Source organism: Caloramator sp. mosi_1, from assembly GCF_028622835.1.
Taxonomy (GTDB): Bacteria; Bacillota; Clostridia; order Clostridiales; family Caloramatoraceae; genus Thermobrachium.
In genome coordinates this window covers 1,530,361-1,556,931 of record NZ_CP117677.1, presented here as the reverse complement: position 1 = coordinate 1,556,931, position 26,571 = coordinate 1,530,361, and the positions used below count along the sequence as shown (strand labels likewise).

Annotated in this window: 45 protein-coding genes and 2 pseudogenes; 1 reads left to right on the top strand and 46 read right to left on the bottom strand. The window is 28.3% G+C overall.

The window, feature by feature from the left end; translation table 11 throughout:
• Window positions 1-52: 52 nt before the first annotated feature.
• The 37 genes from PL321_RS11115 to PL321_RS10940 form a co-directional block, all read right to left on the bottom strand.
• Entirely contained in the window at window positions 53-253 is a 201-nt protein-coding gene (locus PL321_RS11115) for a gamma-glutamylcyclotransferase (protein WP_273962078.1), read from the bottom strand.
• A complete protein-coding gene (locus PL321_RS11110) occupies window positions 243-977 on the bottom strand; it encodes a virulence-related protein (protein ID WP_273962077.1) in 735 nt (244 codons plus the stop codon). Before PL321_RS11110 ends, PL321_RS11115 begins: the two co-directional genes overlap by 11 nt.
• A 64-nt stretch (window positions 978-1,041) precedes the next feature.
• A complete protein-coding gene (locus tag PL321_RS11105; RefSeq protein ID WP_273964537.1) occupies window positions 1,042-2,265 on the bottom strand; it encodes a site-specific DNA-methyltransferase in 1,224 nt (407 codons plus the stop codon).
• 252 nt (window positions 2,266-2,517) lie between these two features.
• Window positions 2,518-2,811 (bottom strand): HNH endonuclease, encoded by a 294-nt coding sequence (locus tag PL321_RS11100; RefSeq protein ID WP_337960807.1) that lies wholly within the window; start codon window positions 2,809-2,811, stop codon window positions 2,518-2,520.
• 297 nt (window positions 2,812-3,108) lie between these two features.
• The gene (locus tag PL321_RS11095; RefSeq protein WP_273962076.1) at window positions 3,109-3,291 is read right to left on the bottom strand and encodes a hypothetical protein; all 183 of its coding nucleotides are present in this window, start codon (window positions 3,289-3,291) and stop codon (window positions 3,109-3,111) included.
• 44 nt (window positions 3,292-3,335) lie between these two features.
• Complete coding sequence (locus tag PL321_RS11090; protein ID WP_273962075.1) at window positions 3,336-3,488, bottom strand: hypothetical protein; 153 nt, start codon at window positions 3,486-3,488, stop codon at window positions 3,336-3,338.
• Window positions 3,489-3,656: 168 nt separating this feature from the next.
• Window positions 3,657-3,824: a hypothetical protein gene (locus tag PL321_RS11085; RefSeq protein WP_273962074.1), complete on the bottom strand. Its 168-nt coding sequence runs from the start codon at window positions 3,822-3,824 to the stop codon at window positions 3,657-3,659.
• A 156-nt stretch (window positions 3,825-3,980) separates the two neighbouring features.
• On the bottom strand, window positions 3,981-4,169 hold the full coding sequence (locus PL321_RS11080) for a DUF1492 domain-containing protein (protein WP_273964536.1): 189 nt from the start codon (window positions 4,167-4,169) through the stop codon (window positions 3,981-3,983).
• A 38-nt stretch (window positions 4,170-4,207) separates the two neighbouring features.
• The gene (locus PL321_RS11075; RefSeq protein ID WP_273962073.1) at window positions 4,208-4,420 is read right to left on the bottom strand and encodes a hypothetical protein; all 213 of its coding nucleotides are present in this window, start codon (window positions 4,418-4,420) and stop codon (window positions 4,208-4,210) included.
• Window positions 4,420-4,653: a hypothetical protein gene (locus PL321_RS11070; RefSeq protein ID WP_273962072.1), complete on the bottom strand. Its 234-nt coding sequence runs from the start codon at window positions 4,651-4,653 to the stop codon at window positions 4,420-4,422. Before PL321_RS11070 ends, PL321_RS11075 begins: the two co-directional genes overlap by 1 nt.
• Window positions 4,654-4,859: 206 nt before the next feature.
• Complete coding sequence (locus PL321_RS11065; protein WP_273962071.1) at window positions 4,860-5,150, bottom strand: primase-like DNA-binding domain-containing protein; 291 nt, start codon at window positions 5,148-5,150, stop codon at window positions 4,860-4,862.
• 247 nt (window positions 5,151-5,397) lie between these two features.
• Window positions 5,398-5,988 carry a DUF5906 domain-containing protein gene (locus PL321_RS11060; protein ID WP_273962070.1) on the bottom strand — a complete coding sequence of 197 codons (591 nt, stop codon included), beginning with the start codon at window positions 5,986-5,988 and terminating at the stop codon, window positions 5,398-5,400.
• An 82-nt stretch (window positions 5,989-6,070) separates the two neighbouring features.
• The gene (locus PL321_RS11055) at window positions 6,071-6,397 is read right to left on the bottom strand and encodes a primase C-terminal domain-containing protein (RefSeq protein WP_273962069.1); all 327 of its coding nucleotides are present in this window, start codon (window positions 6,395-6,397) and stop codon (window positions 6,071-6,073) included.
• A gap of 531 nt (window positions 6,398-6,928) precedes the next feature.
• Entirely contained in the window at window positions 6,929-7,882 is a 954-nt protein-coding gene (locus PL321_RS11050) for a hypothetical protein (RefSeq protein ID WP_273962068.1), read from the bottom strand.
• On the bottom strand, window positions 7,846-8,316 hold the full coding sequence (locus tag PL321_RS11045; protein ID WP_273962067.1) for a hypothetical protein: 471 nt from the start codon (window positions 8,314-8,316) through the stop codon (window positions 7,846-7,848). The genes PL321_RS11050 and PL321_RS11045 overlap by 37 nt, the downstream gene beginning before the upstream one ends.
• A gap of 306 nt (window positions 8,317-8,622) precedes the next feature.
• A complete protein-coding gene (locus tag PL321_RS11040) occupies window positions 8,623-9,078 on the bottom strand; it encodes a DUF669 domain-containing protein (protein WP_273962066.1) in 456 nt (151 codons plus the stop codon).
• A gap of 3 nt (window positions 9,079-9,081) precedes the next feature.
• Window positions 9,082-9,654, bottom strand: coding sequence for an ATP-binding protein (locus PL321_RS11035; RefSeq protein ID WP_273962065.1), 573 nt, complete (start codon window positions 9,652-9,654; stop codon window positions 9,082-9,084).
• Window positions 9,627-10,610: a PD-(D/E)XK nuclease family protein gene (locus PL321_RS11030; RefSeq protein ID WP_273962064.1), complete on the bottom strand. Its 984-nt coding sequence runs from the start codon at window positions 10,608-10,610 to the stop codon at window positions 9,627-9,629. Before PL321_RS11030 ends, PL321_RS11035 begins: the two co-directional genes overlap by 28 nt.
• A 13-nt stretch (window positions 10,611-10,623) precedes the next feature.
• On the bottom strand, window positions 10,624-10,821 hold the full coding sequence (locus PL321_RS11025) for a hypothetical protein (RefSeq protein ID WP_273962063.1): 198 nt from the start codon (window positions 10,819-10,821) through the stop codon (window positions 10,624-10,626).
• Between the two features lie 70 nt (window positions 10,822-10,891).
• A complete protein-coding gene (locus PL321_RS20020) occupies window positions 10,892-11,146 on the bottom strand; it encodes a helicase-related protein (RefSeq protein ID WP_337961156.1) in 255 nt (84 codons plus the stop codon).
• A gap of 256 nt (window positions 11,147-11,402) precedes the next feature.
• Complete coding sequence (locus PL321_RS20015) at window positions 11,403-12,071, bottom strand: SNF2-related protein (RefSeq protein WP_337961155.1); 669 nt, start codon at window positions 12,069-12,071, stop codon at window positions 11,403-11,405.
• Window positions 12,072-12,437: 366 nt separating this feature from the next.
• Complete coding sequence (locus PL321_RS11015; protein ID WP_273962062.1) at window positions 12,438-12,572, bottom strand: hypothetical protein; 135 nt, start codon at window positions 12,570-12,572, stop codon at window positions 12,438-12,440.
• A 62-nt stretch (window positions 12,573-12,634) separates the two neighbouring features.
• Window positions 12,635-12,919, bottom strand: a complete 285-nt coding sequence (locus PL321_RS11010; protein WP_273962061.1) for a BRO-N domain-containing protein — start codon at window positions 12,917-12,919, stop codon at window positions 12,635-12,637.
• 212 nt (window positions 12,920-13,131) lie between these two features.
• On the bottom strand, window positions 13,132-13,497 hold the full coding sequence (locus tag PL321_RS11005) for a helix-turn-helix domain-containing protein (protein ID WP_273962060.1): 366 nt from the start codon (window positions 13,495-13,497) through the stop codon (window positions 13,132-13,134).
• Window positions 13,498-13,800: 303 nt separating this feature from the next.
• Entirely contained in the window at window positions 13,801-13,974 is a 174-nt protein-coding gene (locus PL321_RS11000) for a hypothetical protein (RefSeq protein WP_273962059.1), read from the bottom strand.
• On the bottom strand, window positions 13,971-14,531 hold the full coding sequence (locus tag PL321_RS10995) for an ImmA/IrrE family metallo-endopeptidase (protein WP_273962058.1): 561 nt from the start codon (window positions 14,529-14,531) through the stop codon (window positions 13,971-13,973). The genes PL321_RS11000 and PL321_RS10995 overlap by 4 nt, the downstream gene beginning before the upstream one ends.
• Window positions 14,532-15,696: 1,165 nt before the next feature.
• Window positions 15,697-15,879, bottom strand: a complete 183-nt coding sequence (locus PL321_RS10990; RefSeq protein WP_273962057.1) for a hypothetical protein — start codon at window positions 15,877-15,879, stop codon at window positions 15,697-15,699.
• Window positions 15,880-16,090: 211 nt separating this feature from the next.
• Window positions 16,091-16,192 carry a hypothetical protein gene (locus PL321_RS10985; protein WP_273962056.1) on the bottom strand — a complete coding sequence of 34 codons (102 nt, stop codon included), beginning with the start codon at window positions 16,190-16,192 and terminating at the stop codon, window positions 16,091-16,093.
• Window positions 16,193-16,761: 569 nt separating this feature from the next.
• Window positions 16,762-17,058 carry a hypothetical protein gene (locus PL321_RS10980; RefSeq protein ID WP_273962055.1) on the bottom strand — a complete coding sequence of 99 codons (297 nt, stop codon included), beginning with the start codon at window positions 17,056-17,058 and terminating at the stop codon, window positions 16,762-16,764.
• Window positions 17,059-17,069: 11 nt separating this feature from the next.
• Window positions 17,070-17,387 (bottom strand): hypothetical protein, encoded by a 318-nt coding sequence (locus PL321_RS10975; protein WP_273962054.1) that lies wholly within the window; start codon window positions 17,385-17,387, stop codon window positions 17,070-17,072.
• Window positions 17,388-17,591: 204 nt separating this feature from the next.
• The gene (locus tag PL321_RS10970) at window positions 17,592-17,891 is read right to left on the bottom strand and encodes a hypothetical protein (protein ID WP_273962053.1); all 300 of its coding nucleotides are present in this window, start codon (window positions 17,889-17,891) and stop codon (window positions 17,592-17,594) included.
• Between the two features lie 186 nt (window positions 17,892-18,077).
• Window positions 18,078-18,230 (bottom strand): hypothetical protein, encoded by a 153-nt coding sequence (locus tag PL321_RS10965; protein WP_273962052.1) that lies wholly within the window; start codon window positions 18,228-18,230, stop codon window positions 18,078-18,080.
• A gap of 92 nt (window positions 18,231-18,322) precedes the next feature.
• Entirely contained in the window at window positions 18,323-18,685 is a 363-nt protein-coding gene (locus PL321_RS10960) for a hypothetical protein (RefSeq protein ID WP_273962051.1), read from the bottom strand.
• A 431-nt stretch (window positions 18,686-19,116) separates the two neighbouring features.
• Window positions 19,117-19,368 (bottom strand): hypothetical protein, encoded by a 252-nt coding sequence (locus tag PL321_RS10955; RefSeq protein ID WP_273962050.1) that lies wholly within the window; start codon window positions 19,366-19,368, stop codon window positions 19,117-19,119.
• A gap of 720 nt (window positions 19,369-20,088) precedes the next feature.
• Entirely contained in the window at window positions 20,089-20,319 is a 231-nt protein-coding gene (locus PL321_RS10950) for a hypothetical protein (RefSeq protein ID WP_273962049.1), read from the bottom strand.
• Between the two features lie 4 nt (window positions 20,320-20,323).
• Entirely contained in the window at window positions 20,324-20,500 is a 177-nt protein-coding gene (locus PL321_RS10945; protein WP_273962048.1) for a YjfB family protein, read from the bottom strand.
• A 318-nt stretch (window positions 20,501-20,818) separates the two neighbouring features.
• On the bottom strand, window positions 20,819-21,007 hold the full coding sequence (locus PL321_RS10940; RefSeq protein WP_273962047.1) for a hypothetical protein: 189 nt from the start codon (window positions 21,005-21,007) through the stop codon (window positions 20,819-20,821).
• 450 nt (window positions 21,008-21,457) lie between these two features.
• On the opposite strand from PL321_RS10940, the gene PL321_RS10935 reads away from it, so the two are divergent.
• Window positions 21,458-22,531 carry an ISL3 family transposase gene (locus tag PL321_RS10935; protein ID WP_273964535.1) on the top strand — a complete coding sequence of 358 codons (1,074 nt, stop codon included), beginning with the start codon at window positions 21,458-21,460 and terminating at the stop codon, window positions 22,529-22,531.
• A 220-nt stretch (window positions 22,532-22,751) separates the two neighbouring features.
• Here the strand turns inward: PL321_RS10935 and PL321_RS20010 are convergent, their stop codons facing one another.
• The 9 genes and pseudogenes from PL321_RS20010 to rfbF form a co-directional block, all read right to left on the bottom strand.
• The gene (locus tag PL321_RS20010; protein WP_337960806.1) at window positions 22,752-22,952 is read right to left on the bottom strand and encodes a hypothetical protein; all 201 of its coding nucleotides are present in this window, start codon (window positions 22,950-22,952) and stop codon (window positions 22,752-22,754) included.
• Complete coding sequence (gene rfbG / locus PL321_RS20005; protein ID WP_337961154.1) at window positions 22,949-23,644, bottom strand: CDP-glucose 4,6-dehydratase; 696 nt, start codon at window positions 23,642-23,644, stop codon at window positions 22,949-22,951. The genes PL321_RS20010 and rfbG overlap by 4 nt, the downstream gene beginning before the upstream one ends.
• 29 nt (window positions 23,645-23,673) lie before the next feature.
• Complete coding sequence (locus PL321_RS20000; protein ID WP_337960805.1) at window positions 23,674-23,805, bottom strand: hypothetical protein; 132 nt, start codon at window positions 23,803-23,805, stop codon at window positions 23,674-23,676.
• Between the two features lie 329 nt (window positions 23,806-24,134).
• Window positions 24,135-24,311 carry a hypothetical protein gene (locus PL321_RS10925; RefSeq protein ID WP_273962046.1) on the bottom strand — a complete coding sequence of 59 codons (177 nt, stop codon included), beginning with the start codon at window positions 24,309-24,311 and terminating at the stop codon, window positions 24,135-24,137.
• Window positions 24,312-24,322: 11 nt separating this feature from the next.
• A complete protein-coding gene (locus tag PL321_RS10920) occupies window positions 24,323-24,460 on the bottom strand; it encodes a hypothetical protein (RefSeq protein WP_337960804.1) in 138 nt (45 codons plus the stop codon).
• 44 nt (window positions 24,461-24,504) lie between these two features.
• Window positions 24,505-24,852, bottom strand: a complete 348-nt coding sequence (locus tag PL321_RS10915) for an NAD-dependent epimerase/dehydratase family protein (protein ID WP_273962045.1) — start codon at window positions 24,850-24,852, stop codon at window positions 24,505-24,507.
• A 41-nt stretch (window positions 24,853-24,893) separates the two neighbouring features.
• Window positions 24,894-25,028: a GDP-mannose 4,6-dehydratase gene (locus tag PL321_RS10910; protein ID WP_273962044.1), complete on the bottom strand. Its 135-nt coding sequence runs from the start codon at window positions 25,026-25,028 to the stop codon at window positions 24,894-24,896.
• Between the two features lie 11 nt (window positions 25,029-25,039).
• Window positions 25,040-25,574: pseudogene (gene rfbC, locus PL321_RS10905) on the bottom strand (dTDP-4-dehydrorhamnose 3,5-epimerase).
• Between the two features lie 34 nt (window positions 25,575-25,608).
• Window positions 25,609-26,379, bottom strand: a pseudogene (gene rfbF / locus PL321_RS10900) (glucose-1-phosphate cytidylyltransferase).
• Between the last annotated feature and the right edge of the window lie 192 nt (window positions 26,380-26,571).

Here is a 26,571-nt window from a genome sequence, read left to right as displayed (position 1 = left end):
ATGAAAATAGAGCCTACCAACGTAGACTCCTAAAATTATTTATTCTACCCTTCTATCCCTTTAAAATTATAATTTCCTTTTTAACTTCCTCTAATTCTGCCTCTACTGCTCTTTTATAATCATTTCGTTTCATTTCCTTTTCCTTGCATGCCATACATATACACTCTTCATTGAACATTGACATTATTCTCCCACCCTTTAAACTTCCTTTGCATCTATCGCACCTTGTTTGATTTAAAAATTTATCCTTCAATTTCTGCACTCCCTTCTATCACAGGTTCCCTAAATGCACTATTACCTTTAAGATTTTTAAGAAGTATTTTTCTATCTTCTTTATACTCTCTCCCATTCATTCCAAGTCGTATAAGCCAAGTCCTAAATGCATATTTAGGGTTATCATCCTGTGCTTCTTTAAAGGATGCATATTTTAGTTTCTTTGCATTTTCACTTATTAAAGTTGTAAGTTTCATTAATGCAGATATTTTTTCTTCATTTAGATTTTTACCTAAAAGCTTGATTGAAAATGTTTCTTCTTCAAAATTAAAATCTATTCCATTACACCCTTTAGGACCTGCTTCGTAAATAGCCTCTTTTAATTCTTCTATGGTTTCTATTTTCTTTTGGTTTAGTTTTGTTATATACTCTTTATCAATCAAAATTTCATCTAATTCTAAAGCCTCAACAATCAAATGTTGTTTGCTGTAAAGCATATTCAATATATTGATAAGTGTTCTTCCTGTATGGTCTTTAAATGGCATCTCTATGTTTGCATTATCCAAGGTATCTTCTTGTTCTTTAAACAATATTTCTTCTAGTGTAACTTCTCTATATTCTGAATTTCTTATAACGCCATCTTTGCCTATTCTATACACATCCTTTTCAGTCTTTATTTCATAAGCAAATGTAGGTGCTCCAAGATAAGTAGGTTTAGAACCTAAAACTTCACTTAATGTTTTAACTATCTCTTTTCTATCCATCTTAATACCTCCTGTGTTTTTGTTATTACATTAATCACTCTAAACACAGGTTAAGTCAAGTTATTTATATTATTTCTTTATATTGTTTCTTCTCTCCATCCCTTATTAAAAACACTTCATTATCATTACCACAATACTCAATAAACCTTTTAACTATTACATCACAATATTTAGGGTCAAGCTCCATCGTATAGCATATCCTTCCTGTTTCCTCTGATGCTATTAATGTTGAACCACTTCCACCAAAAGGGTCTAATACAATGCAGTTTGTCATGCTACTGTTTTTTATAGGATATGCTATTAAAGGAATAGGCTTCATTGTTGGATGCTCTGCATTTTTACAAGGCCTATCATAGTTCCAAATAGTTGTCTGCTTTCTATCTGAATACCATCTGTGCTTTCCCGTTGGTTTCCAACCATAAAGTATAGGCTTATGTTGCCAGTGATAATCTGACCTTCCTAAAACTAAACTATTCTTTGCCCATATGCACACATTAGCAAGATGAAACCCTGCATCTTTAAATGCCTTTCTAAAATTAATCCCCTCTGTGTCTGCATGAAATACGTATACTGCTGCTCCATCATCTAAAACCTCATAGATGTTTTTAAAAGCTGAAAGTAAAAATTCATAAAACTTTTTATCTTCCATCTTGTCGTTTATAATTTTTAATTTTTCTTCTGTGCCGCCTTCATAGTCAATGTTGTATGGTGGGTCTGTAACGCATATATTTGCTTTCTTTCCATCAAGCAGGGTTAAAATATCATGAAGTAGTGTTGAATCTCCACACATTAATCTATGTTTACCAAGTAGCCACACATCCCCATATTTAGTTATTGGTTCTTTTATTTCCTCAAGGGCCTTTTTCTCATCAAAGTCATCATCTTTTACTTCTTTATCATGAACATTAGAAATTAATTCTTCTATTTCAACAGCATCAAATCCTGTTAGAGAAACATCAAACATTGATTTATCAAGTTCTTCTAAAAGGTCTTTTAAAAGTGGCATATCCCAATCACCATGAATTTTATTTAGTGCAATATTTAGGGCCTTTTCCTCTTGCTCACCTAAATTAACTACAACACAATCAATCTCTTTATAGCCTTCATTTTTTAAAACACTAAACCTTTGATGGCCGCCTACTATATTCCCTGTTCTTTCATTCCAAATGATAGGCTCTACATATCCAAATTCTTTTATTGACCTTTTAAGTTTTTCATATTCAGCATCCCCAGGTTTTAACTTTTTCCTTGGGTTATATTTAGCAGGATTTATCTTATCAACTGCTATCTTTTTACCTCCACAAAACCACTCTCCTAAAACTCTTTAATTTTGATTTAAAATACCCTTGTTTTTATCACCCTAAAACCTTGATTTTTCAAAGGCTGACAGCATATAACCCCCACCCTGTAATTTTGCGAATTTTTGCGTAGAGGGGCCCGCCCGACCTTGTGGCTCAAGGCTTAGAGATTTATACCCCCTTGGGTATATTATTTATTCACAAGGTTGTCCACAACTTATCCACAGGTGTTGTTGATAAGTTCAATAGGTATATATCTTATCTTTTCTTCCCCATCTACCATCTTCCTTTGCTGTTTTTCTATCATGACACTCTTTGCAAAGAGCCTGAAGGTTATCTTCATCCCAAAACAATTCTTTGTTACCCCTGTGGGGTATAATATGGTCTACTACTTCTGATGCAGTAATAACTCCATTCCTTTTACATTCTTCACACAGTGGATGTTCTTTTAAAAACTGTATCCTTAGTTTCTTCCACCTTGCAGTGTTGTATAAATACTTGTAGGTCCTGTTGTTTCTGTTGTATTCCTTTGCCATCTCCTTCTCATGCTTTTCACAATACCTATCATGGGTAAGTTCAGGGCAGCCGGGGATAGCTACAAGGTCGTTTTGGTTTTCTTGGCACGGCTTTCACCTTCCTTAAAACAACAAGGGAACATGCAAAACACCAATTCAGGTGATAAACCATGTTCCCCATACGCATTTATAGCACTTGCTTTGTTTTCTTTTAGCTTTCATTATGATTACCTCCAATAAAAAAGCCATCGTAGATTTTTCTGCAACAGCTTCTCTATTATAACTATATCATAATTCAAAAGTGGCTTTCAATGTCTTTTAGTGGCTTTTACTGGCGAGTTTTTGATTTATATTGCACTTTTTAAGTGCTCGTTTATGAAGTTTATATACATATCCCAAATCATATCCCATCTCTACCGCTATCTGTTCCCAAGGCTTAAAACAAAGGTATCTTGATTCTAAAAGTGTTTGATATTCCATATTGTCAACTTCCTTTATCATAGTCATTACTTCTTTTTTACTCTAATAGTTTATCTATTTCTGACTCAATTTGTGATTCTAAATCTTTTATTTTTGTCAATATATTTTCCATATCTGAATTCTAATTTTAACTTTATCCTTAAGCTTTTTAAGGATAATAGCTGTTCAATTTTAGAATTTATAAATTTATCTATCTTAAAGTATTCCTGCATTGTCACTACACATCCCCCTCGTTAAAGGCATTTAAAAAGCCACCTTAGGCTTCCCCAAAGTGGCTTTTTAATATATTTTCTCTATTATAACTATATCATAATTCAAGAGTGATTAATAGTGTCTTTTAGTGAATTTTACTGCCTTTTAGTGGCGAATTTCAAAACTTATAATTTTTAAAAACAAATCTTATTACCACATTTATTACACCTTATATGAATTCTTCCTTCATCATCTGCAATGATTTCAAAAGAATCTGATATTTCTTTATCGGTTATTTTATCTTTAAGTTCTATTCTTTCTCCACAGTTTTCACAAACAAGTATAAATCTTAAATTTTCCATCCGCAGCACCTCTCTCAATGATTTTATTTTAAAAAAGCCCAAGGGCAAACCCTCAGGCTTAAGATACTGCTACCCTCGGCGTATTATGCAGTATCATAGTCGATATATCTTTTCATCTTAATACTATCACATTTATTACATGACTTTCAATGACATTTAGTGACTTTTACTGCCATTTTTTGGGGTAAAGTTTCTTAATTCGATTTCTTTTAATGCTTTGCCATGCAGCCTATAAATAGTTCTTATTCCAACATTCATTTCATATGCTATATCTTCCCAATCCTTGTTATTTACATATCTCATTTCAAGTATAAGTTGATAGCTTGGCTCATCTAACCTTGAGATTATTTCAGCTATTTCTCTTTTAAGGTCAATTAATCTATCTATGTCGTTATTAATTTCTTTTTAAGCTCTATTATCTTTACCACAACATTCTCCATAGGACTTGTTGCACCACTTCCTCCTGAAACTCTTTCTTTAGTTGAGTCAACTGTTGTCTTTTGTGCTAAAGCCTCTAATTTTTCAAGTTGTTCTAGTTTACTATCTATTAATTTATCAAGCCATATTGCTTGTTGTAAAAATTCCTTTGCCCTCATCACTTCATCCCCTTGTGTAAATAATATTTTTCCATAAAGTAGGATTTGAATTCTTTGTCTAATGAATTAAGCCTGTCCATTGCTTTTGCGATGTCTAATTTATATTGCTCACGTGTTTTGTAAAATTTGCATCCAACACAGTCTGTAGAGGTTAACACTGTGCATCTTTTGTTTCTATATGCAAAACAATCCTTGGCATCGTTTTTATATTTTTCTTTCGCTCTTCTTGGCATATTTATTCCTCCGCTATATTTCTAATTTTTTACAGGTTACGGTTCAGGATAAGATGTTATATATTATATATATATTATTTTATTTATATATACATATTTTTTATATTTATTAATATATAAATAAAAGATATAGACATCTTGAACATCTTGAACCGCCTTGATATATCTATGTTTAATCTTGAACCCATCTTGAACTTTTCTTGAACCTATCTTGAACTCTTAATAAATATTCTGTATTTGTTACCATTAATTTTTCTATCTTCTATTTTAAATCCAAACCTTTTGACAATCTGCCTTGAAAACTCAATCTGACTCAGCGGCTGGTTGTTGTTATTTATACAAAATTCAAGATACTTCTTATATACTTCCTTGGTTGGCTCACTCTCAATTTTATCCTCATACTCTTCATAAAACTCTATTATTGGATTATTCAACTTTTCATATTCTTTAAGTTCTCTTTCCACTTCAATCGACTTGGTAAATTTCTTATTCTTCATTAATCTTTTAAGACCCTCAATCCCTAATAAAATTAAGTATTCCATTACTTCGCTGTTTCTAAGTTCATACTTTATTTCTGGTCTAAAATCAGGGTCATCTTCTGAAAACTTTGCATTGAAAGGTATTATTAAAAGCCTTCTTTGGACTGCACCTGTTTTATCTCTTATCCTCGGAATATTATTTGCAGAAAATAATAATTTTGAATAATTGTTAAAATCAAATGGGTCTTTGCCTTTTTCTCTACATTTATTCTATCTCCTGTAACAAGTTTCTTAAAAACGAAGGCTCTGCTATAAATTCGTCCCCTATATCATCACCAATGTTTGCAAGTTTACCAAATAGTTCTGCTGTTTTAAACCTTTCTCCAAGTTCTTTTAAATCAAGTGCTGAAATATTGTCTGTTCCAAGCAGGGCCGTTATCATATCTAAAAATGTTGATTTACCATTTTGCTTTTCTCCTGTTAGTATAAACGCCTTTCCTATTATGTTTCTTCTATAGAATGTGTATCCTATTAGTTCTTCAAGAAGACTTCTAATTTCAGTATCATTGCAACTAATTTTGTTTAATGTTTTATCTGCAAGTTCCGAATAAGCATTTGGATTAAAATCCCAAGGGATTTTATTGGTAATTATATATTGGTGAGAATGTTCTTTAAAATTATTATCCGATATGTCATATACTCCATTGTTAAATGCAATTTTGTTATAATCTTCTCTACTTGGTGATACTGTATCTGTTATTAATTCAAGGTAATTTAACGTTTCTGTTCGTTTTGCTTTATTTAATTCTGGCAGGTGTTTTATCATAGCAGATTCTATAATCAAAGAATCACTCACATATATACCATCTTTGTATATATGAAGCTGATTGTTTATTTTTATAATATGCTCTTCATCCCTTATAAATCTTGCAAACTGGTCATCGTAAGAATTTTGACTTTTGATAAAACAAAGGTTTTAAAAATGCTTCATCACGAAGTATTGTATCAAGTTCCCTTTGCTCTAATGGTTCTTTTAAAATATATTTGTTTATGATATTTATAATGTTTTTAATACTATCCTTACTAAAGCCTTCTGATTGAAGGGTTAATATATAATTGAATAATGCTTGATTTCTTCCGTCTCCTTCTTTCATATTTAAAAAATCTGGTGCTGTTTTTAATGGTCTAAGCCATTCTGGAAGATAGTCAACTTCATCTATTTTGTTTAGCCATCTTCTTGTTACACCATTTACTCTTAATGGCACAATACAATTTTTGAGCCAAGTCCTATGTCAACTGTTAGTCCTAAAGGAGTCTTTGTCTTGATTTTTCTTGTTTTTAAATCTGTGTTTTTAAAATAAAAATGCATCCCTCTGTCAGTCTTTAATATGCAGCATTTAATGTTTAAATCCGTTATTATATTTTTTACAATTTCTGCTTCCTTCTTATTATCAAAGTCTATTTGAATAATATCATCTTTTAAAACTGCCCCATAATCATTATTTGTTCTTCTAATATAATCATAACAATAAAATTTATTTCTATCCTTATATTCTTCTAATGGTTTTTGCCTTTTAAAGGAATATATCCTTTAAAAATATCCATAGTATTTTCACCACCTTTTTGGTATAAAATGCATAGTAAAAATATAATTTTTCTTCCCATTTTCGTATACTTTTGGGGCTGTTTAACCATCAAAATTTATAGTTTTATTACTATAAATCATCTTAAAATAAGTATTGAATTATCTTAAAACAACCCCTTTTGGGTAGTAACTTCCCAAATTCATATAACTTTTAATCTGATTTACCCACAAAATCCTCAATTCTTTTCTTTGCTAAATTTATATACCACTCCTTATCAAGCCTTCTTGGCACTCTTTTCCCTATTACACTGTCATTTAATATAAAACATTTTTCTGGTGTATTTGCTATTTTTTCAACTCTGCCATTTGGTTTAACTTTAAATACACCTTTATCATCCTCATTCTTTGATGCAAAAACTCTTAATGTTTTTTCCTTTAATGGTTTGTCCCCATATAAGGCATGTGAATATTTATAGGTTAGCTTAACTACCTTTTGAAACATTAATAAGTCTTTGCAGTTATTAATTGTTTCTTCTACTGGTGTTTTGTTTATAAAATATTCTTTTAATGCCATATTAACAATTGGAAGGTCATTGTCTATTTCATTTAAAGTTTTAACATAAGCTCCCTTTGATTTAAAACTTCCATCTTCATGAATTAAAATATAGTTGTTTACATCCTTTTGATATATCTTCTTAAAAGTTTCAAATTCAAGTTTCATATGAGTTCTTTCTTCCCATTCTCTGCATATTTCTTTAATTTTGTCTAAATCTGATATCCTTTTTATTTTCCCTATCAAACCGTCAGTATTAGATTGAATTAACATCCAGTGCGGTTCTAACTTCTCTATTAAATCTAATAAAAGAAGTTGCCCAACTACACACACGTTATTAGCCTGCCTTGGGTCATATAGGTTGTTATATTTATGTTTCATAGCACCATAGGTAGAATTTAAAACAATTTTATATGGCTTATGCAGAGGGTTATTTTCAACCTTTAATCTAATTCTTTCTTCATATATTTGTTTATATAAATTAGAATCAACTACATTTCTTGATAAAAATCCATATTCTATCATAAGTGTTGGATAAAATGAAACTACATCAACGTTTAATATTATTCCTTCACCTATATATTTTCTTTTGCACCATGAAGCCCACCCCATGCAAATACATGAGGAACGTCACTAACATTAACTTCTAAGTATTTATCATAGTTGTGATTTGTAGGATTTTTATACCACTCAACAACTTCTTTATATTTGTTGATCTTTAAATTACTTGGAATATTAATTTCAAATTCATCATCTCTGTTTACTTTGTTTGCCTTTAATATAATGGATGATAGTTGTGCCTTTGTTTTGCTTATATATTTAAGCGGTAATTTGAAAGCCTTTAATAGGGCAATATGTGTTTCAAATTCTTCTTTTCTATGAATAAATATCTCCATTGTCTGCTCTACATCGTGGGTGCAGTATTTAATTACTTCATCTAATTCTTTATCTGTTAACTTTCTATCTATTGTAAAACTTACTGTGCTTTCTCTAATGTCATTTCCCATAAATCCTTCAAGTTCCTTTAGGCCATGAGTTGTTGTCATAATGTCAAATTCATAAAGCTGTATCTTTTGAAATAATGAACTATACTGCCATCCTTGCCTTTTTTCTGATATAATATAATTTGAGATGTCTATTGGGTTGAAACCACAAAGGATTCCTTTTAAAATATACTGGTCATAATGGTGGCTGTTGTAGCCTATCCATATATAGTCTTTATGTTCTTCATAAAATGATGCTAATTTCTTAGCATCATTTATGAAGACATGTTTTGATGTGTCGTTGGGTCTATTATGACGAAGAGCCAGTCGTGGGGAAAGACTTCTGCGTCAAAGAATAGAATCATACGATTAAACCTCAAAAACTTCAGTTATTTTAAAAGTCTTATATCCTTTGTTGGTTTCCCCATATTCTACTGCATATTCTAAATTACCTTCTATTGCTTCATAAATATCAAGTATTAGGTTGTTATATTGTGTAAAGCTTTCAAACTCTACATCAATACCTGAATCAAGTGACCTTAAAAATTCATTAGCTGTATGTATCCCATAAGCTGAACTTAAAACTTGATTCATAAAAAGCATTGAATTTTTGTATTCTCCCTCTAATATTCTCATCCAGCAAGATAACATTGGTTTTCCTGTCTTTGATTCCACAAGCTCCATCTTTTCAATCTTAACTTCATATACTCCAAATGGAACTTCTTTAAATTGACCTTCTTGAGCACCAACATTTTTTAAATCTTCCTTTAAGCCTTGAATATCAAACTCCTTATCAAATTTTGCAAATAGGTTATTACTCGCCATAGTTTATTTCCTCCTCATTATTATTTTTTCTTGAGCGTCTGCTCTTTTTTCATCATCTGATTCTTTTACTTCTTCTTGTGCCTCTTTTAAGGCTTTTAAAAACTCATCTTTGTCTAATTTCACTTTTGGGACTTTAAAATTAAATCTACCTCCTCCAAAAATGTTCTCCTGCTTTTCAAGAAGCAAGTATCTTTCATCATCATCCATATATGCTCTAACTGTTAAATCAACTGTTCCAGCTAACACATTTGCTATTTTTTCATTGATATTTGGTTTTATTGTTGTTAACTTGTTGCCATTTTTTAATGTTACCTCTGTATTAATTTCTTTTGATATATAAATCACTTGGTATCCTAGGTTTTTAAGCCTTTTTATTGCTGATAAAAATTCAGTCCTTACCATATCCCATCCCTTTCCAAAGCCTGCGTCCTGTTCGTGGTCTATTCCTAATTTTTTATACATATATAGCCTGCAGTGTTCATAAAGGTCCTCGATTAAATCAATGCATACTCTTTCAAATGTGTTATCTTTTCTCTCAAGCTCTGTTATTACATCAAGAAATACTTCCCAAGCCATTTTTGTTTTTTAAGCCTTCCTTCAAATGTTACTTCATCAGCTATTTTTACAACTGGACTTGTTGTGTTATCTGTATTACCATCAGTATTTAAAAATATCAGATTTGGAAACTTATCAACAAAAGTTGATTTTCCAACATAGCTGTCTGCATAAATCCACATATCAGGGTTTTCATCAATTTTTATGTCCCTTCTTTTGTTTTCAGGTAAAAGCATATATGTTTCTCCTCCTTCGCAATACAATTTATATTCACACCATTCACATAGCTTTGAAGGTGTTTTTTCAAACTCAGTTTCATTTTTAATTTCATCACATATTCTGAAAAACTCATTAACCTTTATTTCATCATAGTCTATGTTTACTATCTCAACTTCCATATTTTCTAAAGTTTCTTTTAGCCGCTTTCTAAACTGATACAAATCCTCTGTTTTCTTCTGTCTTATTAAAGTTTTAGCAATGAATATATATCCTAAATCTGTTACTTTAAATCCTAATTTTTCAAGGAAGTATTTATACAAATGAAGCTGTTTTGACTTAAGATAATGCTCTTTATTGTTGCTGTATTTAAAGTCATAAACACTAATTGTTTCATCTTTATTTTTAATAATTAAATCTACAAATCCTATAAATTCTGGAAAGTCTATTTTGTATTCATAAATAACTGTTGGTTCTTTATTGTGCAGTATTGAATTTAGGGCTTCTTTTGCCTTATTTACTAAATTTGATAGTTTTATAACTTCATTTATGTTTTCATCAGTTATTACTGGATATTGGTTATAATAGAACCTTTCCATTTTGTCTATTCCTTCTTCTATTCCAATGTGCATAGCTGAACCTACAATTAATGCACTATCTGCACCATACATTGGAATTGTCCTTATTCCATCAATATATCGCAGTTTGAATTGGTATTTGCACTTTTCAAAACATTCAACTCTGCTGTGGGAAAACTGCACTGAAGCACCTCCTCTATAAGTTTTTAAATGTTTCAAATCCTGATGGATATAAAATTACTCCAATACCTCCTGCTGAATTTATATTTTTTATGTTCATCTTTTGAAGTTCTGTTGGGTTTCCAATTTCTGATTTAAGTTCTATTGCTACAAAAACTCCATTTATACAACATATAAGATCAGAATACCACTTCTTTGATAACCACCTCCCCATACTTTAAAGAACCATGTATTTGGAACTGATTTTAGGTATTTTATTACTTTTCTTTGAAACTCTTTCTCCTTCACTCATCCACCTTCTTAAATAAATCCAAAGTAAAATCCTGCCTTTCTTTTAAAACATCTAATATTTTTTCTTCAATGCTGTTTTTAGTCATTAGGTAGTAGTAAAAGCATGTCCTACTCTGGCCTATTCTGTGTATTCTTTTCTTTGACTGCATCAAAAGGTCGCTTGATAAGGGTAAGCTAAAATAAATAACCTTATTTGCCCTTTGAAGATTTATGCCAGTTGCTCCAGCTTGATATTGGACTAATGTTATTGTATTTTCTTTTGTTTCGTAGTTTTCTAAATCAATACCATCGCCGTTAATATATGAGATAGGTTTTTCTTGTGATTCACAGATTCCCTTTAATATTTCAAATTCCTTTTTGAAGTTATAAAAACTACTACTCTATCTTCTGTTGATAATATTAAATCTTTAAAAACCTCATGTTTATTAGGATTGTAAATTGATGATAGCTGCCTTAGGTATAATAGTTTGGTTAAAGATGTATCACCTACTAAAGTTTCTTCATTTATTGTGATGATTCTATCTTTTTAAACATTTTATATTCCTTTGTGTTTTGAGCTGTAATTATTTGTTCAACTTGCTCTGGAAGATCTAATACTTCGTCAGATTTCATAAATACTGCACCGTATGATTTGAGTTTTTCTTTTAGTCTATCTACATTTTTGTATCCCACTACAACCGGTATTTTAAATCCACCAACATCTATCATTTCTATTATTGTATAGTGATTATAAAAGGCCTTCTTACTAATGTTCCAGCCAAGTAGTCTGACTTGAGTCCAAAGTTCTTCGTATCTACCTCCGGTGGGTGTTCCAGATAGTAGTATTACATTAGTTGGATTTAGGCTTAATATGAATTTTGACCTCTTTGATGTTTCATTTTTTATATACTGTGATTCATCAAGTATTAATGTGAAATTCCTTAATTGTTTTAACTGTAGCCTACGCCATACCAAATCGTAATTTATGATAATTACACTGTGTTCTGGTATAGATTCAATGGTCTGGTTTTTATAAATAACCACATTGTAGTCATAGTAGAGTTTAAAATGCTCCGCCCAGTCTTTGATTTTGGACTTTTGACAAATTAGAAGATTATATGGTGCATTTAGCTGTTTCATCTTCTCAGAGCATACATAGGTTTTTCCAAGGCCCATATCCAAATAATAGGCCACTCTGTTTAAATTTTGGGTTTGCTCCAATGCTTGTATTTGATGTGGAAATAATATTACTCCAATTAATTTATCTCCCTTCTTCTAAATTTCAAATCTGTATCCATATTGGTTCATAATCCCATCAATAAATTCCAATGAATCTGAGTCCATACATTAGTCTTAATTCTTTTACCATTATCTAAAGTTTCAGTGATTACCTGACAATACTTAGTGTGGCTGTATTTAGAGGTCATTACATAGTAAATTTTTCTTCCTTTAATATTTGAATCTATTTTTTAATAACACCTGCATCTTGCATGATACGGTTAAAATCCTTTGCTGTAATACCATAATATGCACCAATATCCGAGGCCCTTAGCATTTCATTTAGTTTCTGTAAATTTCTAAAAGCTTAAGTTTTTCATCTTGGTCTTTAACTACTTCTTTTAATTGGGCCACTTTTTCTCTTTCTTCCTTTAATGCTTGTAGTGTCTTTATCATTGTATCTGGGTCTTTTAACATTTTTTCTATTACATCATTGGTAGCATATACCCCGTATTTACGTATATCTTTTAAAATTTCTTTTACTTTTTCTTGAACTCCTTTGCTATAGGTTTCCTACTTTGCATTAATACTTCATATAAGCCATCTTCAGTAAGGCACCATACTTCTCTAATTTGACCTGATACAAACATTCTTTGTATCAGCTTTTCACTTTCATCTACAGTTCTAATCATTGTTGAAACGTCACTATATTCAATCCAATCTGCCACGTCCTTTGCTAAAAATAACGGTTCTTCTAAAGTTCCATAAATTCTAAAATCTTTTCCTAAAACTTCTCTTTCGTCAATCAATTGTAATTGGTTCATTATATATGCCCTCCTTATAAAATCTGTTTGATTTTATTGAGTTGGCCAACTCTTTAATTTAATATTAAATCTAAAATTGAATTTTACCCGGACATGGAATGTCCTATTTTCTTCATAATTTTTATAATTTTCAAAGGTTTGAACTTGAGAATAATATATTAAATCAAAAAATAACCAGACATTTTATGTCCGGTTATATAAAAAACTATTTATCATTTCATTGTTCCCAAGGGTTTCATATTATTTTCCATTAAAATCTCATTGCAATAGTGAATTGAATGCATATAACAATTTCGAATTAACAATTCATATATTATATGTTGTTCTGTTTCTCTAAAACTATAACCTGCTTTTTTAATTAAATCATAACTAAATTCTTCTTCAAGTTGGAGTCCTATACAAATTGCAATTATATTTTCTAAACTAACTTGATAATTTTCATCATTTCTCATCCGCTGTATTGTCTTTTCTCCTACTAAAGATAATTCTGCTAATTTTTCAACAGAGCATTTTTTTCTTTTCATATGTGCAACTAAAGTCCCAGAAAAATCATTTGGAAGTTGCTTCTTAATTTTCAAAATATCCTTAGCTGTATCTTTTAAATCTTTTGCCCTTTTTTAACTTCTTCATTTTGCTTATTTTCATCATACTTTATCTCAACTATTTTATCCGAAATTAAGCTTCTAAAAAGTAAGTTTTCATTATAAAATTCTAATCCATATTTATTATTCTTATTAAAATTAAAATCAAAAATTAAGCAACATTCTTCTATATGTTCTCTTGCATAATCCGTTAAACTTATATTTCCTAATTCATCACTTTTTATATATTTAGAATCGTTAATACAAAAGTGATTGTCTATAAATATAAAGTTTCCTTTTTTACAGTTTCTTTAAATTTTTCATCTGCATAAAGTAAAAAAGTGCATCTTGAACTTCTATTGTATAAGTTTGATTATTTTTTAATGCGTTTTGTTCCGAAATATAACTTGTTACATAATGATTATCAACAAATAGATATATCCCCTCTACTTCATGATATCCCAAATCTATCATCCTAATTTTTGCAGCAAGTTTTGATACACCAAAAAGTCAGCTAATTCATATATAACCGATTCTAAAATATCAGTTTTTCTTGTAGTATTTAAAACTTTTTTATTCTTTTCAATTAATTCTTCTATTTTTTCTTTTGTTTGCTTAGCTGGCATTAATATTCTAGGTGCTAAAGCATTGGCTTGCCATTCCATTATTTCATATGGGCTCCACCCTTGTTTTGGTTTTGTGGTTTCAGTTATATTGCATAATATATATTTTTTATATTCATTATATAAATTTACAAGTTCAAAGTATTTTCTATGTAATTCCCAATGCACACACTCGTGTATTATTGTGTTATTAACTGAACCTAAATTTCGCATAAAATAATTCTTAGGATCTACTATTATAGTTCCTTTTTGATAAATTTTTTTCGTAACTATTTTTTCAATATCAAAGTATTCAAATTCACAATCATCAAAGACTATTTGTCCAAATGCTTTTGATGATTTTGTTATATTCATTTCTAATAGTTCAAGCCCCATTCGTTCTACAATTATTTGGGGTAATACTTTCATTGGTTTTTCTAATGCTTCAGGAAAATATTTTTTAGAAAAACTTCTGCAACGAAATCAAGTTCTTCCTTCTTTATTATGGGAATTAGACTTTCTGAAGAACGTAGTTTTAAATTACTCCTATCATTGTTATATACCGCCACCCTTTTTATGTTAAAATTATTTATGCCATTATTTAATTCTGCATTGCAAGATATAATAAACCATTGTTCAGTTTCATCAGTTCTCCTATCTCTTTTACAGTTTCAGCAATTTTTACTTCAGCAGCAACTATCAAATCAAATATTATTTCATTTCCTTCTGAAGGTATTATATCAATAGCATTAACTCTATAATCATATAACTCCGCTTCATCAGGTGATTTTACAAAGTATGTACTACATTCAATTCTATCAGGATTTTCTTCAATAAAGTTAGATAGTTCTTCATAAATTTCATTGTAGAATAGACTTTCAATTTAGATCTTTAAAAGAAGCTATTTGGGCCATGGAACGCCTCCTAAAAATAAATAATTTTATTAAAACATTGTTAGTTTATTAGATAAATTATACTATTATTCAACAACAAATTTGGTCAATAATTGTCGATTGTCAAAATTTTCTTTATATAAATGTCTTTTTATTGATTGCTGCAGAGCTTCTAGCACCAATTGCTTTACTTAAAAATATTCATGGTCTAAACCCTGCTATGATTCAAGCTCATGTGTAATGTTTCTGAGGAAGCCTCACAGTATATATTTAAAAATATAAATACCTTTGGCGATTTTGAAATGTATAGGCAGGTTGAAATGATGTTTTTAGAGAAATTTTTGATTTTGTTTATGGAGTGCAATATTAAAGGGTGAGTAGTTTGTGGCTACGCACCCTTTTAGGTATTATTAGCCTTTATACATTCTTCCCATTTAGCATGGCTTAATTTTTTACCCATAAATTACCTCCCATTAATAATATTTGCTTTTATTCTATCAATGGGAGGATGAGATATCTATGTTCTTAATTTTGACGGTTACAAAAATAATATTGTACAACAGTTACACTATCTAATTATTTAGTAATTCCTATAAAAATAAAAATTACTATGGGATTTAACTACCATAATAATCTCCAGTTTGTTTTAATTATATTTAAATAAATTTATACGAATCTACGGACGTTATCAAGGGCTATTTTTATGATAAATTTATCACTCGTGTACAATATTCAATTACATGCTCATCATGAGTAACAATAATAATTGTCTTACCTTGATTGTTTAACTCTCTAAGCAATTCCATTATTCTTTTTCCATTTATTCTATCTAAACTTCCTGTAGGCTCATCTGCTAAAATTATTTCACTTCTTTTTAATATCAATCTAGCTATTGCTACTCTTTGCTGTTCTCCTCCAGATAATTGATAAATTTTTTTATCTAAAATATTTCCTAATTCAACCTTGTTTAAAGCTTCTAAAATTAATTTTTATTCATTTCTTTATCTTTACCCTCTAATACTATTTTTAGATTTTCATACACCGTTAAATCATCTATTAGGGCATAATTTTGAAATAAATACCCTATTTTATTTTTCAATAAGCTTTGTATTTTTTTCTATCTTTTGTTTTTATCTCATCTCCTTCAATTATTACTTTACCATCATCACATTCCTCTAATAATCCTATAATATTCAATAATGTTGATTTACCAGCTCCACTTTTTCCTATTATACCAATAAACTCACCTTTTTTATTTCTAAATTAAAATCTCTTAAAACTTCTTTTTCTCCATATCTTTTTTTATATTTTCCAACTTAATAATCACTGTGTTCCCTCCCAAATTATTCACCTTTTAATGATAATATCGCTTTATTATTCAAATACATATATATATATATGCTGTATATTAAAATTTCAATAAATATTATTAATACAAGTATCTGATTTATCATTACTGCAATGACTATTGTAACTACACAATTCATTGTAATAAACTTTAATATTGTTTTAACAGGTTGTTTACCAATAAATTTATATACACCAAATTCTTTTTTCTTAGTTCAAGAAAAATAATTACCAATGAAATTACACATACCAAAAATGCTAAAAACTATTGAACACATAAGAAATGTTTTCATAAAGAGCCAATTGTAAATCATTAATTCTTTGGTCGTATTCAGCTTTAAGCGGAATAACATTTATACTACCCTCATTTATTCCAATGTCTTCAAATCCCTTTTCAAGTCTTTTGGCGGCAAATTCATCTAAAAATCAAATCCATATATATAATATTCATCTTTATAAACATTTCTAAAAATAAAAATACAATCATAATTATACATATCTGGATGTATAAATGAATTATATACTTGTCCATCTAGAATGTATATAATGTCTTCATGTGTATATTTGTGTGCTACACTATCTTCTATATTATATTCTTCTAAAATTTTATTTTCAAATTCTTTGTAATGCAATGGTATTAATAATGTAGTTTCATCAACTCTATTTTCTGAAACTCTTTCTCCATTTTCATCTAAAACATTTAAATATTTTAACATATTAGGTGAAATTATAACTGCAATTTTTTCTTCATAACTTCTAAGTTTTTATTAGAAATGAATTTATTAAGTTTATTATATTCTATCTCATCTCCCTTATATAAATAAAAGTGACTAGTATCAATAGAATCTATCATTTTATTAATCTTCTCATTTAACTCTTTTTCTGGGGTACATGAAGTTTTTACACTATAAAGATTATATTTACTTAATTTATTAATATTAAATATAGTATGCTTAACCAAATTTATTTTTTCTATTGATGTATTAATTGTTATTAATAATATTACTACAATAATAGTCTTAAATGCCATTAAAGTGTAAAACACTATTCTATTATTTTTTGTTTTTTATAACCTGAACCTGATTAATATTATTTACAAAAATAATGCTTATAATTGCAGATATAGCAAAAACCAAAATCAATAGCATATATATAACTATTATAAGATTAATATATAAATTTAATTTTGTTATATCAACAAACATAATATAAATACCAAAAGGTATGATTAATATCAAGCTAAACCGCATTATTTGACCATACATTCTAAAAAAAGCCTTGAAATAATTTTTCTGTCACTCCAACCGTTTAACTTTAAAATTCCAATTTCCTTTAATCTATGTACATAATACATTACTATGCTTAAAAACAATAACATCATAAGTGTTCCATAAAACTTAATATTAAAGTCTGTAAAAATAAACGACCAACTAATTTTAATTTTATCTCTTTTTTCAATAAAATTAATTTTATATTCATCTTGTTCTAATAAATATTTTATCTTCTCAACTTTTCCTTCGTCAGCAAAAATCACATGAAAATATTTCACTTTTTCTGCTCTAATATCATTAATATCTTTATATACAATTTTGTGACCTGGTAAAATACTTTTTGTCTACCCATTTTAATATTTTTATCTGGATTAATAAATGTAAACTCAAGATCACAATTAAAAAACTTGTATTTTTAAAGTTAATTAATACTATTGTTGTATCGCTTTTTTCTGCATATTCCTTTAATTTATCACATATGTTATACTCTTGTTATCAATAGAAATATCATATATATCACTACTTAAACGATATTCTGAAGAATTAACAAATATTAGAAATGTATAAATTAAATATATTCCTAATAATATACCAATTATATTAAATACCTTCTTCATATAATATTTTATCCCCCTGTATAGCTTTATGAATTTTATTATCAAAATCCAATGCAAATTAATGCATTGGATTTTGATAATGTTAAATACATTTAATTTCCAGTTGCCTTTACTACCTCAAAATTCTTATATCCTGCTTTGTTAGGTGTTAAGAAACTACTATGTGTTGCCCCTATATCAACATATATTTTATATAATTCACCCATACCTTTTGTTTTATCTGTAACTTCATTATAATTACCTTTATCATTTTTTACCCAAACAGTAGCTTTATATGCCAATCCATCCACTTTATTATCAACAATCTTTGAATATACCTTGTCGTCTGATATTCCTCCTGACCATGTTGCTCCACCATTATTTAATGATTGAGATGCTGCTAAAGCAACCACACCTGTTAAAGATATGCCTAATAATAAAACTGTAATTGACTTTTTAAATATCTTTTGTACCATATTTTAACCTCCTTATTTTTGTATTATATAGTCGGTTGAAGAATTATGCAACCAATGATTTTACTTTTTTTAGCCGTAAGGCTTTTTATTCTCCTCCACTGTGGCATTATTAAATTATACAAATATCTAAAACTATCCACAGAGGAGGAGAATAACATGTTTTGTATTAGCAAAATTAAGCAACTTAACTTTTTGAGCAAATATATAAATTTAAAAATATTGTTACTAAATAACCTAATAACATTATTAAATCTTGGTTATTTTCTAGAACATGCTCTTTATTTTATATAAATCAACCGGTTGATTATATACACATAGTACACCTATTTACTATAGGCTATATGAACTCACCCCTAAATATACATCTACAATTAACTCATCTAATGCTTGTCCATCTTTTATATCAGATACAGTCATATTATATACTGCAGTTATTGTTGTAAATTATTTGTATTTATATAATTCATCATTTCATTATATGTGTTTTTTAATAACATTACTTTCCAAACATGTATTACAAATACAGCATTTACTAAGTGAAATACCTTTTTAAAATTATATTCACTTGTACTATTAGATTCTATTTCTCTATCTACTGATACTAGTATTTCCATATCAATAGTTAGTTGACCATTTTTCATTTCTACTTGTAATGTTGCCGTTACTACTGGTCCAATCTTCATTAACTTTTTTGATTTAAAAACTCTCCTATCTTCATCATTTCTTCCTTTACTTCTTCTTGTGTCATTTTCTTTCTTAAAGAAAGAAGGTTACTTATTTTTAATTCCTATCCATCCTTAATATTTAACATAAAATTCCTCCTAAAGTTACCGTATATAATTATCAAATAAGTATATATTTTGATATTTATAGCATTTATATCCAATTCATTTACAATAATATTATATATATATATATATATTGTCAACTATATTTTTTCTATTTTTTTCTACATTATTCTACATATCCCATATTCCATTTAATTGTTTGATATAAATAAACTTAAATTTACATATTATTTTAATTATATACTTCAACTGTTTAAAACGGTATAAAAAGAATCTAGATTACTCTAACCTCTTTAAATACTTTTATTTTCTCCGATATTCCCCTCTTAAGTTTTTACATAGATTCCCAAAACTTTCTGCCGTAAAAACTTCCACAGTCACCACATATAATCTTACCTAAAAACTCCCTTCTATCTTTTATCCTTTACTTCTTTTCTCTTTTAATTTCATCCTGCACTAAATCAGGGATAAAAGTTATATGTTATATAGCTGCCATTCAAAAGCAAAAAGCCCTGATTTCTCAAGGCTTATGGTATCAATGAAACGTATAGTTTTGCTGGAGGCGAGGGAATTGAACCCTAATTGATTCAATAAAAGTCTATCAATTTGGGTTAGTCAAATCCCCGTATTTATCATTACCCTACTCTCTTCATCTAATGCATTAACTTCCTTTGCAAGTCTTTGTATTTCTTTATTTATCTTATCTATTTCTTCTTTATCCATTTCTTTCTCTTTAACTAAACAGGCTAAGGCTCTCATTTTCAATAGTTTTTCTTCTATTAAATCTATCATCCTAAGCCTGTATTTTATTAAGTTTAGTTGTTGTATTAACTCTTCATTATCCATTTTATCACACACTTACATCTATTATTTTTCCCAAATTTGGATCTATGCTCTTTTCAATCATCTTCACTTGTTCATTGGCTGTTTGTTTTCCTGTTTCCATTGCAAGTTTCATTACAGCTATGCTTGGTTGTTGGGCTACTTTTGCTTGGTTTAGGTTTATTGATAGGGCGGCTATGTCCATGGTATCAACCCCTTAATTTTTTAAGACACTATATGTTTAATTTATTTTCTTACTCTTTTTTCCATGTTCATGAATTGTCACTTAAAATTTGTAGCACTGTTCCACAGTTTAATTGTTATTTCTAAAAACTCTTTCTATTTTATTACTTAGATTATCTATACTACATATTATACCATAATATCCTCTTTTATCTTTAGCTTGATAATTAGCTAATTCCAACTCCTTTATTTCTCCTTTATTTTTTCATTTGATAAATTGAAATTTCTCTATTTAATTCTTCTTCAGTTTCTATTTTTAGTCCCCATTTAGAAACCTGATTTAATTCTCTAATTTTTTAATAATCAAACCATATTGCGAATTAATTCCAGCATTATATAACTTTAAATCAATATAAATATCTAATATCTTACTTTTTATCATATCATTATTTATTAGCATTATTTTATCTAAAAATCTGTCATAATAGTCTGTTTTAAATTCATATATGCCTTCTTTTGTTATTGCCATTTGTTTTGCTAATTGGTAATTCAAATCCATTTCATACTTTACTAATTCAGTAATATTTTTAGCTTCTGCTTTTTCTCTTTTTATCTAACCATACTTGTGTTAATATACCAAAAATGCAGCTAATAATGCCCCTATAATTGAGCCCATTAGTGTTTCATACTTAACAATAAAAGATATAATTGTTCTCATCTTAACACCTATCTTTCAAATGTTGGTTCTATAATAAATGTTGGGGCGTAGCCCCAACATATTTTTTACAAAAAATATGTGCACCTGATTAGACACCTGGTAAAATTAAAGTAACCAAACAAAAACCTTACCTAAAAGGAGGCATCCATCAAGTGCACACTAATAATTCTATCAAAAATTTATTAGGTTTTAAAGATGTTATTATAAAAAGATTATTCATAATAACACGTACATTGAGATATACTTAGAAACTAAGAAAAAATTTATACTTGCCCTAATTGTAATTCCAAAGTTACAAGAGTTCACGATTATAGAATTCAGCGTATTAAAGGCATACCCTTATTCTTTAAACATACTTTTATCATTCTTAAAAAACGTAGATATCGTTGTAATGCCTGCGGCAAAAGATTTTATGAACATATAGAATTTTTACCTCGTTATCATAGAATAACTAATAGATTAGCTATGTTTGTAATTAATGAATTATCTAATGAATATAGTATGACATCAGTTGCTAGAAAAACTAATCTATCTATCGATACTATAAAACGTATTTTTGATAATGTATCTTACTCTTCTCCTACTAATTTACCTAAAATAATATCTATAGATGAATTTAAAGGTAACTCTAGTGGTTCTAAATATCATTGTGCAATAGTCGATCCTGTTAATCATAAAATACTAGACATTATTAAAGATAGAAAAGAGCATATTCTTATAGATTATTTTAGAAAAATTAAAAATCGCAATAGCGTTACACACTTTATTTGTGATATGTGGCAACCCTATATTGATTTAGCTAAAACTTATTTCAAAAATGCTGTAATTGTTATAGATAAATTTCACTATATTAGACAAGTCATATGGGCAGTAGAAGCGGTAAGAAAACGTATCCAAAGAGAACTATCAATTAAATTAAGAAAATACTTTAAAAGAAATAAAAAGCTTATTTTAAAAAGATATGGCTTACTTGATACAGATTCAAAGTTAGCTTTACAAGTTATGTTTTCTTATAATAGTGAATTAGCAATTGCCCACACTTTAAAGGAAAAGTTATTGAGTATTATTGATGCTTCACCTTCTTCTAACGAAGCTCGTGTCCTCTTAAAAGATTGGATTAAACTTGCACAAAATAGTGGTATCAATGAATTCAAAAGATGTGCAAATACCTATATCAGATATTTTAATGAGATTTGTAATTCTTTTGATATTCCTTATACAAATGCTTGTATAGAAGGATTTAATAATAAAATCAAAGTTATTAAAAGAATAGCCTTCGGCTATAGAAATTTTGATAGATTCAGGAATAGAATTCTTCATTGTTGTAACAAGTAATCTGTTAAATATTGTATTTTAGAAAATCCAACTATCGTTGGTCTTTTTGTCGTGCAATTTTTTAAGGGTAAACTCCCTCATCCTATCTATCTTGCTAAAATCCTTATCAAATAAGAAAGGACAGGCATTCTAATCTAATGCCCGCCCCAACTATTGACAAAGAGCCTTATTGATAAAGATAAATGGGTTATCGATGTATCAATATAATTAACGATTACTTTTATTCACTCCATTTCATATTTTTTATTTTTGCTTCCCTTTCATATTCTTCTATTTGCTTTAAAGTATATTCATACATGTCTTCATTATTATTTTCATAATATATCTTATACCACTCTATTGTTTTATTTATAGCTTTATATACATCATATACAGGATACCACTGAAGGTAAGTTCGTGCTTTACTTATGTCAAGTTTCAAAAATTTGCTTCGTGAAGTTGTGAATTTCTATCAAGTTCTATATTTCCCTTGCCCCAATTTTTTATAGCTAAATTTAAAATTTCACTTACATTTAAGACATCTGTATCATTAGGTCCGAAATTCCAAGAACTACTATATTTTTCTTTATCTTCAAGCATCAACGCTCCAAGCCATAAATAACCTGACAAAGGCTCCAAGACATATTGCCAAGGTCTTATTGCTAATGGATTTCTTACTATTACTGGTTTATTTTGCGAAACCGCTCTTACAAAATCAGGTATAAGCCTATCCTCTGCCCAGTCCCCTCCTCCTATTACATTACCTGCTCTCACTGAAGATAAAGCTATTCCTTTTTCGTTATAAAAACTATTTCTATATGAAGATACTATTAATTCCACACATCCCTTGCTAGAACTATATGGATCAAATCCTCCTATAGGATCTGTTTCTCTATATCCATAAATCCATTCTTTATTTTCATAACACTTATCTGTGGTAATTACAACTACTGCCTTAATACTATCAATATTTTTAGCAATATCTAATATATTTACAGTCCCTATAATATTTATTTCATAAGTTTCTTTAGGAAAAATATATGAACGTCTAACTAAAGGTTGAGCTGCTAAATGAAATACTATTTCTGGTTTATATTTCTTAAACACTTCTATTAATTTTTGTTCATCCCTAATATCACCTGTTATGTTATTAATCTTTTTATCTAAATTACATATATTAAAAGAGAAGGTTGTGTAGGAGGATCTAAAGAATATCCTATAACCTCAGCTCCAAGTTTATTAAGCCATATTGAAAGCCAAGAGCCTTTAAAACCCGTTGAACCTGTTAAAAGCACTCTTTTTCCTTCATATATATTTTTAAAAAACCTCTCATTTTAACCTCCTAATATTTTATTTATCATAGTCGACTGCAAAATTTCACAACAATTGATATTTCTACTTTTCTAACCGTAAAACTTTTATATTTTCCTTCACTAACCTCAAAATACATTATTTTTACTTATTTCAATTTCTTTAAATTTGTGAATAACTTTTTCTAAATTATTATTTGTATTTTTTCTTGACTATCAAGCCACTTAAATTCGTTTAGAAAACAAATATTTCTTAAAAGTAATCCACATTTTCACAAAATCTATTTTTGCAACCATATATTTTATTTATCAATTTATTCAATTTGTTTTATTATTCTTTCTAACCCTTCTTTTAATGATATTTTTGGATACCACCCTGGTAAATTTTCATACAAATTTATAGGTGTAAATATTTCTCTTTTTCTATAATCTTTTCCACCCCAAACAATTTTGAGTTTTTTACCGCAAATTTCCTCTATAATTTCAACCAATTCTTTCAACTTTATTTTTTATTAGAAGATAGTGCATATTTATAATGTTTTGCGACATCTTCTTTAATAATATGTTCATATGCCTTTATAATTCCTTCAACAACATCGTCAATATATACTAGATCTAATAATTGTTCACCTTTTGTCATTAACAATAATTCATCTGAATTAATATGTTCTTTTAATATATTTATTATTTTTTTCTTTTATCATTTATTCCATAGATATCATATAACTTCAATGTAATAACTTTTATATTTTCAACTTGAATATAAAACTCAATTATTTTTTCAAAAGCTTCTTTTGAAGCAGCATACAAACACACGGGGTTATATTCTTCATTTTTATAATGTTGCCAATATGTACCAATGTTAACCATATTTTTAACATTTCCGTATTTCATAGCCTCTAATATATGTGTACCAAATATTATATTACTTTTTAATAAATCATCAATTTGATTTGAATCGTGTTCTGCTATAAATAATGATGCTAAATGAAATATAGCATCAAATTTATGTTTTAAAAAATAATTTATCAAATTTTCTATTTTATAATCATAAACAAATATTTTTATTTTGTCTAAAAACTCTCTAGTACTTCAAGTTTAGACTCTTTTCTAACGACTATATGTACATTATAACCTAAATTAACTAATGTTTTTACTAAATTTGAACCAACATATCCAGTAGCTCCTGTAACCAAAACAGTCTTCATTGTAATCACCCTTAAAACCAATCGTTAAATTCGTCTAATTTTATCAATTTCATATCTTTTTCAGAAATAATAGGATTATCTACTTTCCAATCCATACCAAAACTATCCCATCTAATACCAGTATCATAAACAGGATTATATTCTCGTGTTGTAGCATAATTTACTATTGAATCATCTTCTAAAGATTTATATCCATGTGCATATCCTTTTGGAATATATATAGAATTCATATTGTATTGGTCTAATTCTACAGATATAAATTTTTTAAATGTTTTTGATTCCTTTCTTAAATCTAATACAACATCTAATATTCTTCCTTTAGTAACAAAAACCAACTTATCAACTTCATATGGCTTTAATTGAAAATGCATTCCTCTTATGACATTTTTTTGATATTGTATAATAAAGTTCCTTTATTTCTAAACTTATTCCAAAATCATCAAAAGTTTTTCTATTATAAACTTTTATAAGGTTACCTCTATTATCATTAAAAATAAAATTCTTTATTATATAGACACCCTCTAACTCTGTTCTTACTATTTCCATATTAGTATCCTCCTATAAATATTTGATTACTACCTTACTCCCATACCTTCCACGGAGCTAAACCATTTTGCCATAAATTTTCTAGTTCATATTTATCTCTCATTGTATCCATAGGTCTCCAAAATCCATAGTGTTTATATGCCATTAAATTATTTTCTTCAACTAGCCTATTTAGTGGTTCCCTTTCTAAAACTGTAGTATCATCAATTATATAATTAAAAATATCTGGTTCAAAAACAAAAAACCTCCATTTATCCAACCACCATCTCCAATTGGTTTTTCTAAAAAGTGTTGACTTGACCTTCATTAATAATTTCTAACGCTCCAAACCTTCCAGGTGGTTGAACAGCTGTTACTGTTGCTATTTTACCATGTTTTTTATGAAAATATAGTAATTTATTTATATCCACATCTGCTACACCATCTCCATAAGTCAACATAAAGGTTTTGTTACCAACATATTCCTTTATTCTTTTTATTCTTCCACCAGTCATTGTATGTAATCCTGTATCAACTAAAGTAACTTTCCAATGCTCTGCCTTACAATTGTAATAATTAATATTTCCTGTACTCAAATCTATAGTCACATCACTCATATGCATATAATAATTATAGAAATATTCTTTAATAATGTATCCTTTATATCCACAACATATAATAAAATCATTTATACCAAAATGTGAATATATTTTCATTATGTGCCATAGAACTGGTTTTCCACCTATTTCAACCATAGGCTTTGGTTTTTTATAGTTTCTTCACTTAATCTAGTACCAAAACCTCCAGCTAGAATAACAGCTTTCATTTTTATAATTCACTCCTATGTAAAAATTTAATTATGGTATTAATAAATTTATCTCTAATTCTTTTAAAAATACTATTCAAACTTCAGTAGATTTAAAACTACTTTTGATAATGACATCGCAGTTTTATATAGTTTCATTTTTTGTAATATTTATATTTGAAAAGGTATACAGAATTTTAATTTTTATATCCT

Excerpts from the sequence above, each read along its gene's own strand:
- PL321_RS11065 (WP_273962071.1), bottom strand. The coding sequence starts at position 5,150 with ATGAAGAATAAGAAATTTACCAAGTCGATTGAAGTGGAAAGAGAACTT.
- PL321_RS10920 (WP_337960804.1), bottom strand. The coding sequence starts at position 24,460 with ATGACAAAAGGTGAACAATTATTAGATCTAGTATATATTGACGATGTT.
- PL321_RS11085 (WP_273962074.1), bottom strand. The coding sequence starts at position 3,824 with ATGGAAAATTTAAGATTTATACTTGTTTGTGAAAACTGTGGAGAAAGA.
- PL321_RS11100 (WP_337960807.1), bottom strand. The coding sequence starts at position 2,811 with ATGGCAAAGGAATACAACAGAAACAACAGGACCTACAAGTATTTATAC.
- PL321_RS11070 (WP_273962072.1), bottom strand. The coding sequence starts at position 4,653 with ATGCCAAGAAGAGCGAAAGAAAAATATAAAAACGATGCCAAGGATTGT.
- PL321_RS10980 (WP_273962055.1), bottom strand. The coding sequence starts at position 17,058 with ATGTTAAAATATTTAAATGTTTTAGATGAAAATGGAGAAAGAGTTTCA.
- PL321_RS11045 (WP_273962067.1), bottom strand. The coding sequence starts at position 8,316 with ATGACAACAACTCATGGCCTAAAGGAACTTGAAGGATTTATGGGAAAT.
- PL321_RS11025 (WP_273962063.1), bottom strand. The coding sequence starts at position 10,821 with ATGGGGAGGTGGTTATCAAAGAAGTGGTATTCTGATCTTATATGTTGT.
- PL321_RS11040 (WP_273962066.1), bottom strand. The coding sequence starts at position 9,078 with ATGGCGAGTAATAACCTATTTGCAAAATTTGATAAGGAGTTTGATATT.
- PL321_RS11110 (WP_273962077.1), bottom strand. The coding sequence starts at position 977 with ATGGATAGAAAAGAGATAGTTAAAACATTAAGTGAAGTTTTAGGTTCT.
- PL321_RS10910 (WP_273962044.1), bottom strand. The coding sequence starts at position 25,028 with ATGAAGACTGTTTTGGTTACAGGAGCTACTGGATATGTTGGTTCAAAT.
- PL321_RS11015 (WP_273962062.1), bottom strand. The coding sequence starts at position 12,572 with ATGTTAAAAGACCCAGATACAATGATAAAGACACTACAAGCATTAAAG.
- PL321_RS11010 (WP_273962061.1), bottom strand. The coding sequence starts at position 12,919 with ATGAACCAATTACAATTGATTGACGAAAGAGAAGTTTTAGGAAAAGAT.
- PL321_RS10955 (WP_273962050.1), bottom strand. The coding sequence starts at position 19,368 with ATGAAGATTGGACCAGTAGTAACGGCAACATTACAAGTAGAAATGAAA.
- PL321_RS10960 (WP_273962051.1), bottom strand. The coding sequence starts at position 18,685 with ATGGTACAAAAGATATTTAAAAAGTCAATTACAGTTTTATTATTAGGC.
- PL321_RS10940 (WP_273962047.1), bottom strand. The coding sequence starts at position 21,007 with ATGGCAATAACAAAAGAAGGCATATATGAATTTAAAACAGACTATTAT.
- PL321_RS11095 (WP_273962076.1), bottom strand. The coding sequence starts at position 3,291 with ATGATAAAGGAAGTTGACAATATGGAATATCAAACACTTTTAGAATCA.
- PL321_RS10965 (WP_273962052.1), bottom strand. The coding sequence starts at position 18,230 with ATGAAGAAGGTATTTAATATAATTGGTATATTATTAGGAATATATTTA.
- PL321_RS10945 (WP_273962048.1), bottom strand. The coding sequence starts at position 20,500 with ATGGACATAGCCGCCCTATCAATAAACCTAAACCAAGCAAAAGTAGCC.
- PL321_RS11050 (WP_273962068.1), bottom strand. The coding sequence starts at position 7,882 with ATGGGGTGGGCTTCATGGTGCAAAAGAAAATATATAGGTGAAGGAATA.
- PL321_RS10950 (WP_273962049.1), bottom strand. The coding sequence starts at position 20,319 with ATGGATAATGAAGAGTTAATACAACAACTAAACTTAATAAAATACAGG.
- PL321_RS11000 (WP_273962059.1), bottom strand. The coding sequence starts at position 13,974 with ATGATAGATTTGGGATATCATGAAGTAGAGGGGATATATCTATTTGTT.
- PL321_RS10995 (WP_273962058.1), bottom strand. The coding sequence starts at position 14,531 with ATGAAAGTATTACCCCAAATAATTGTAGAACGAATGGGGCTTGAACTA.
- PL321_RS11075 (WP_273962073.1), bottom strand. The coding sequence starts at position 4,420 with ATGAGGGCAAAGGAATTTTTACAACAAGCAATATGGCTTGATAAATTA.
- PL321_RS11035 (WP_273962065.1), bottom strand. The coding sequence starts at position 9,654 with ATGGCTTGGGAAGTATTTCTTGATGTAATAACAGAGCTTGAGAGAAAA.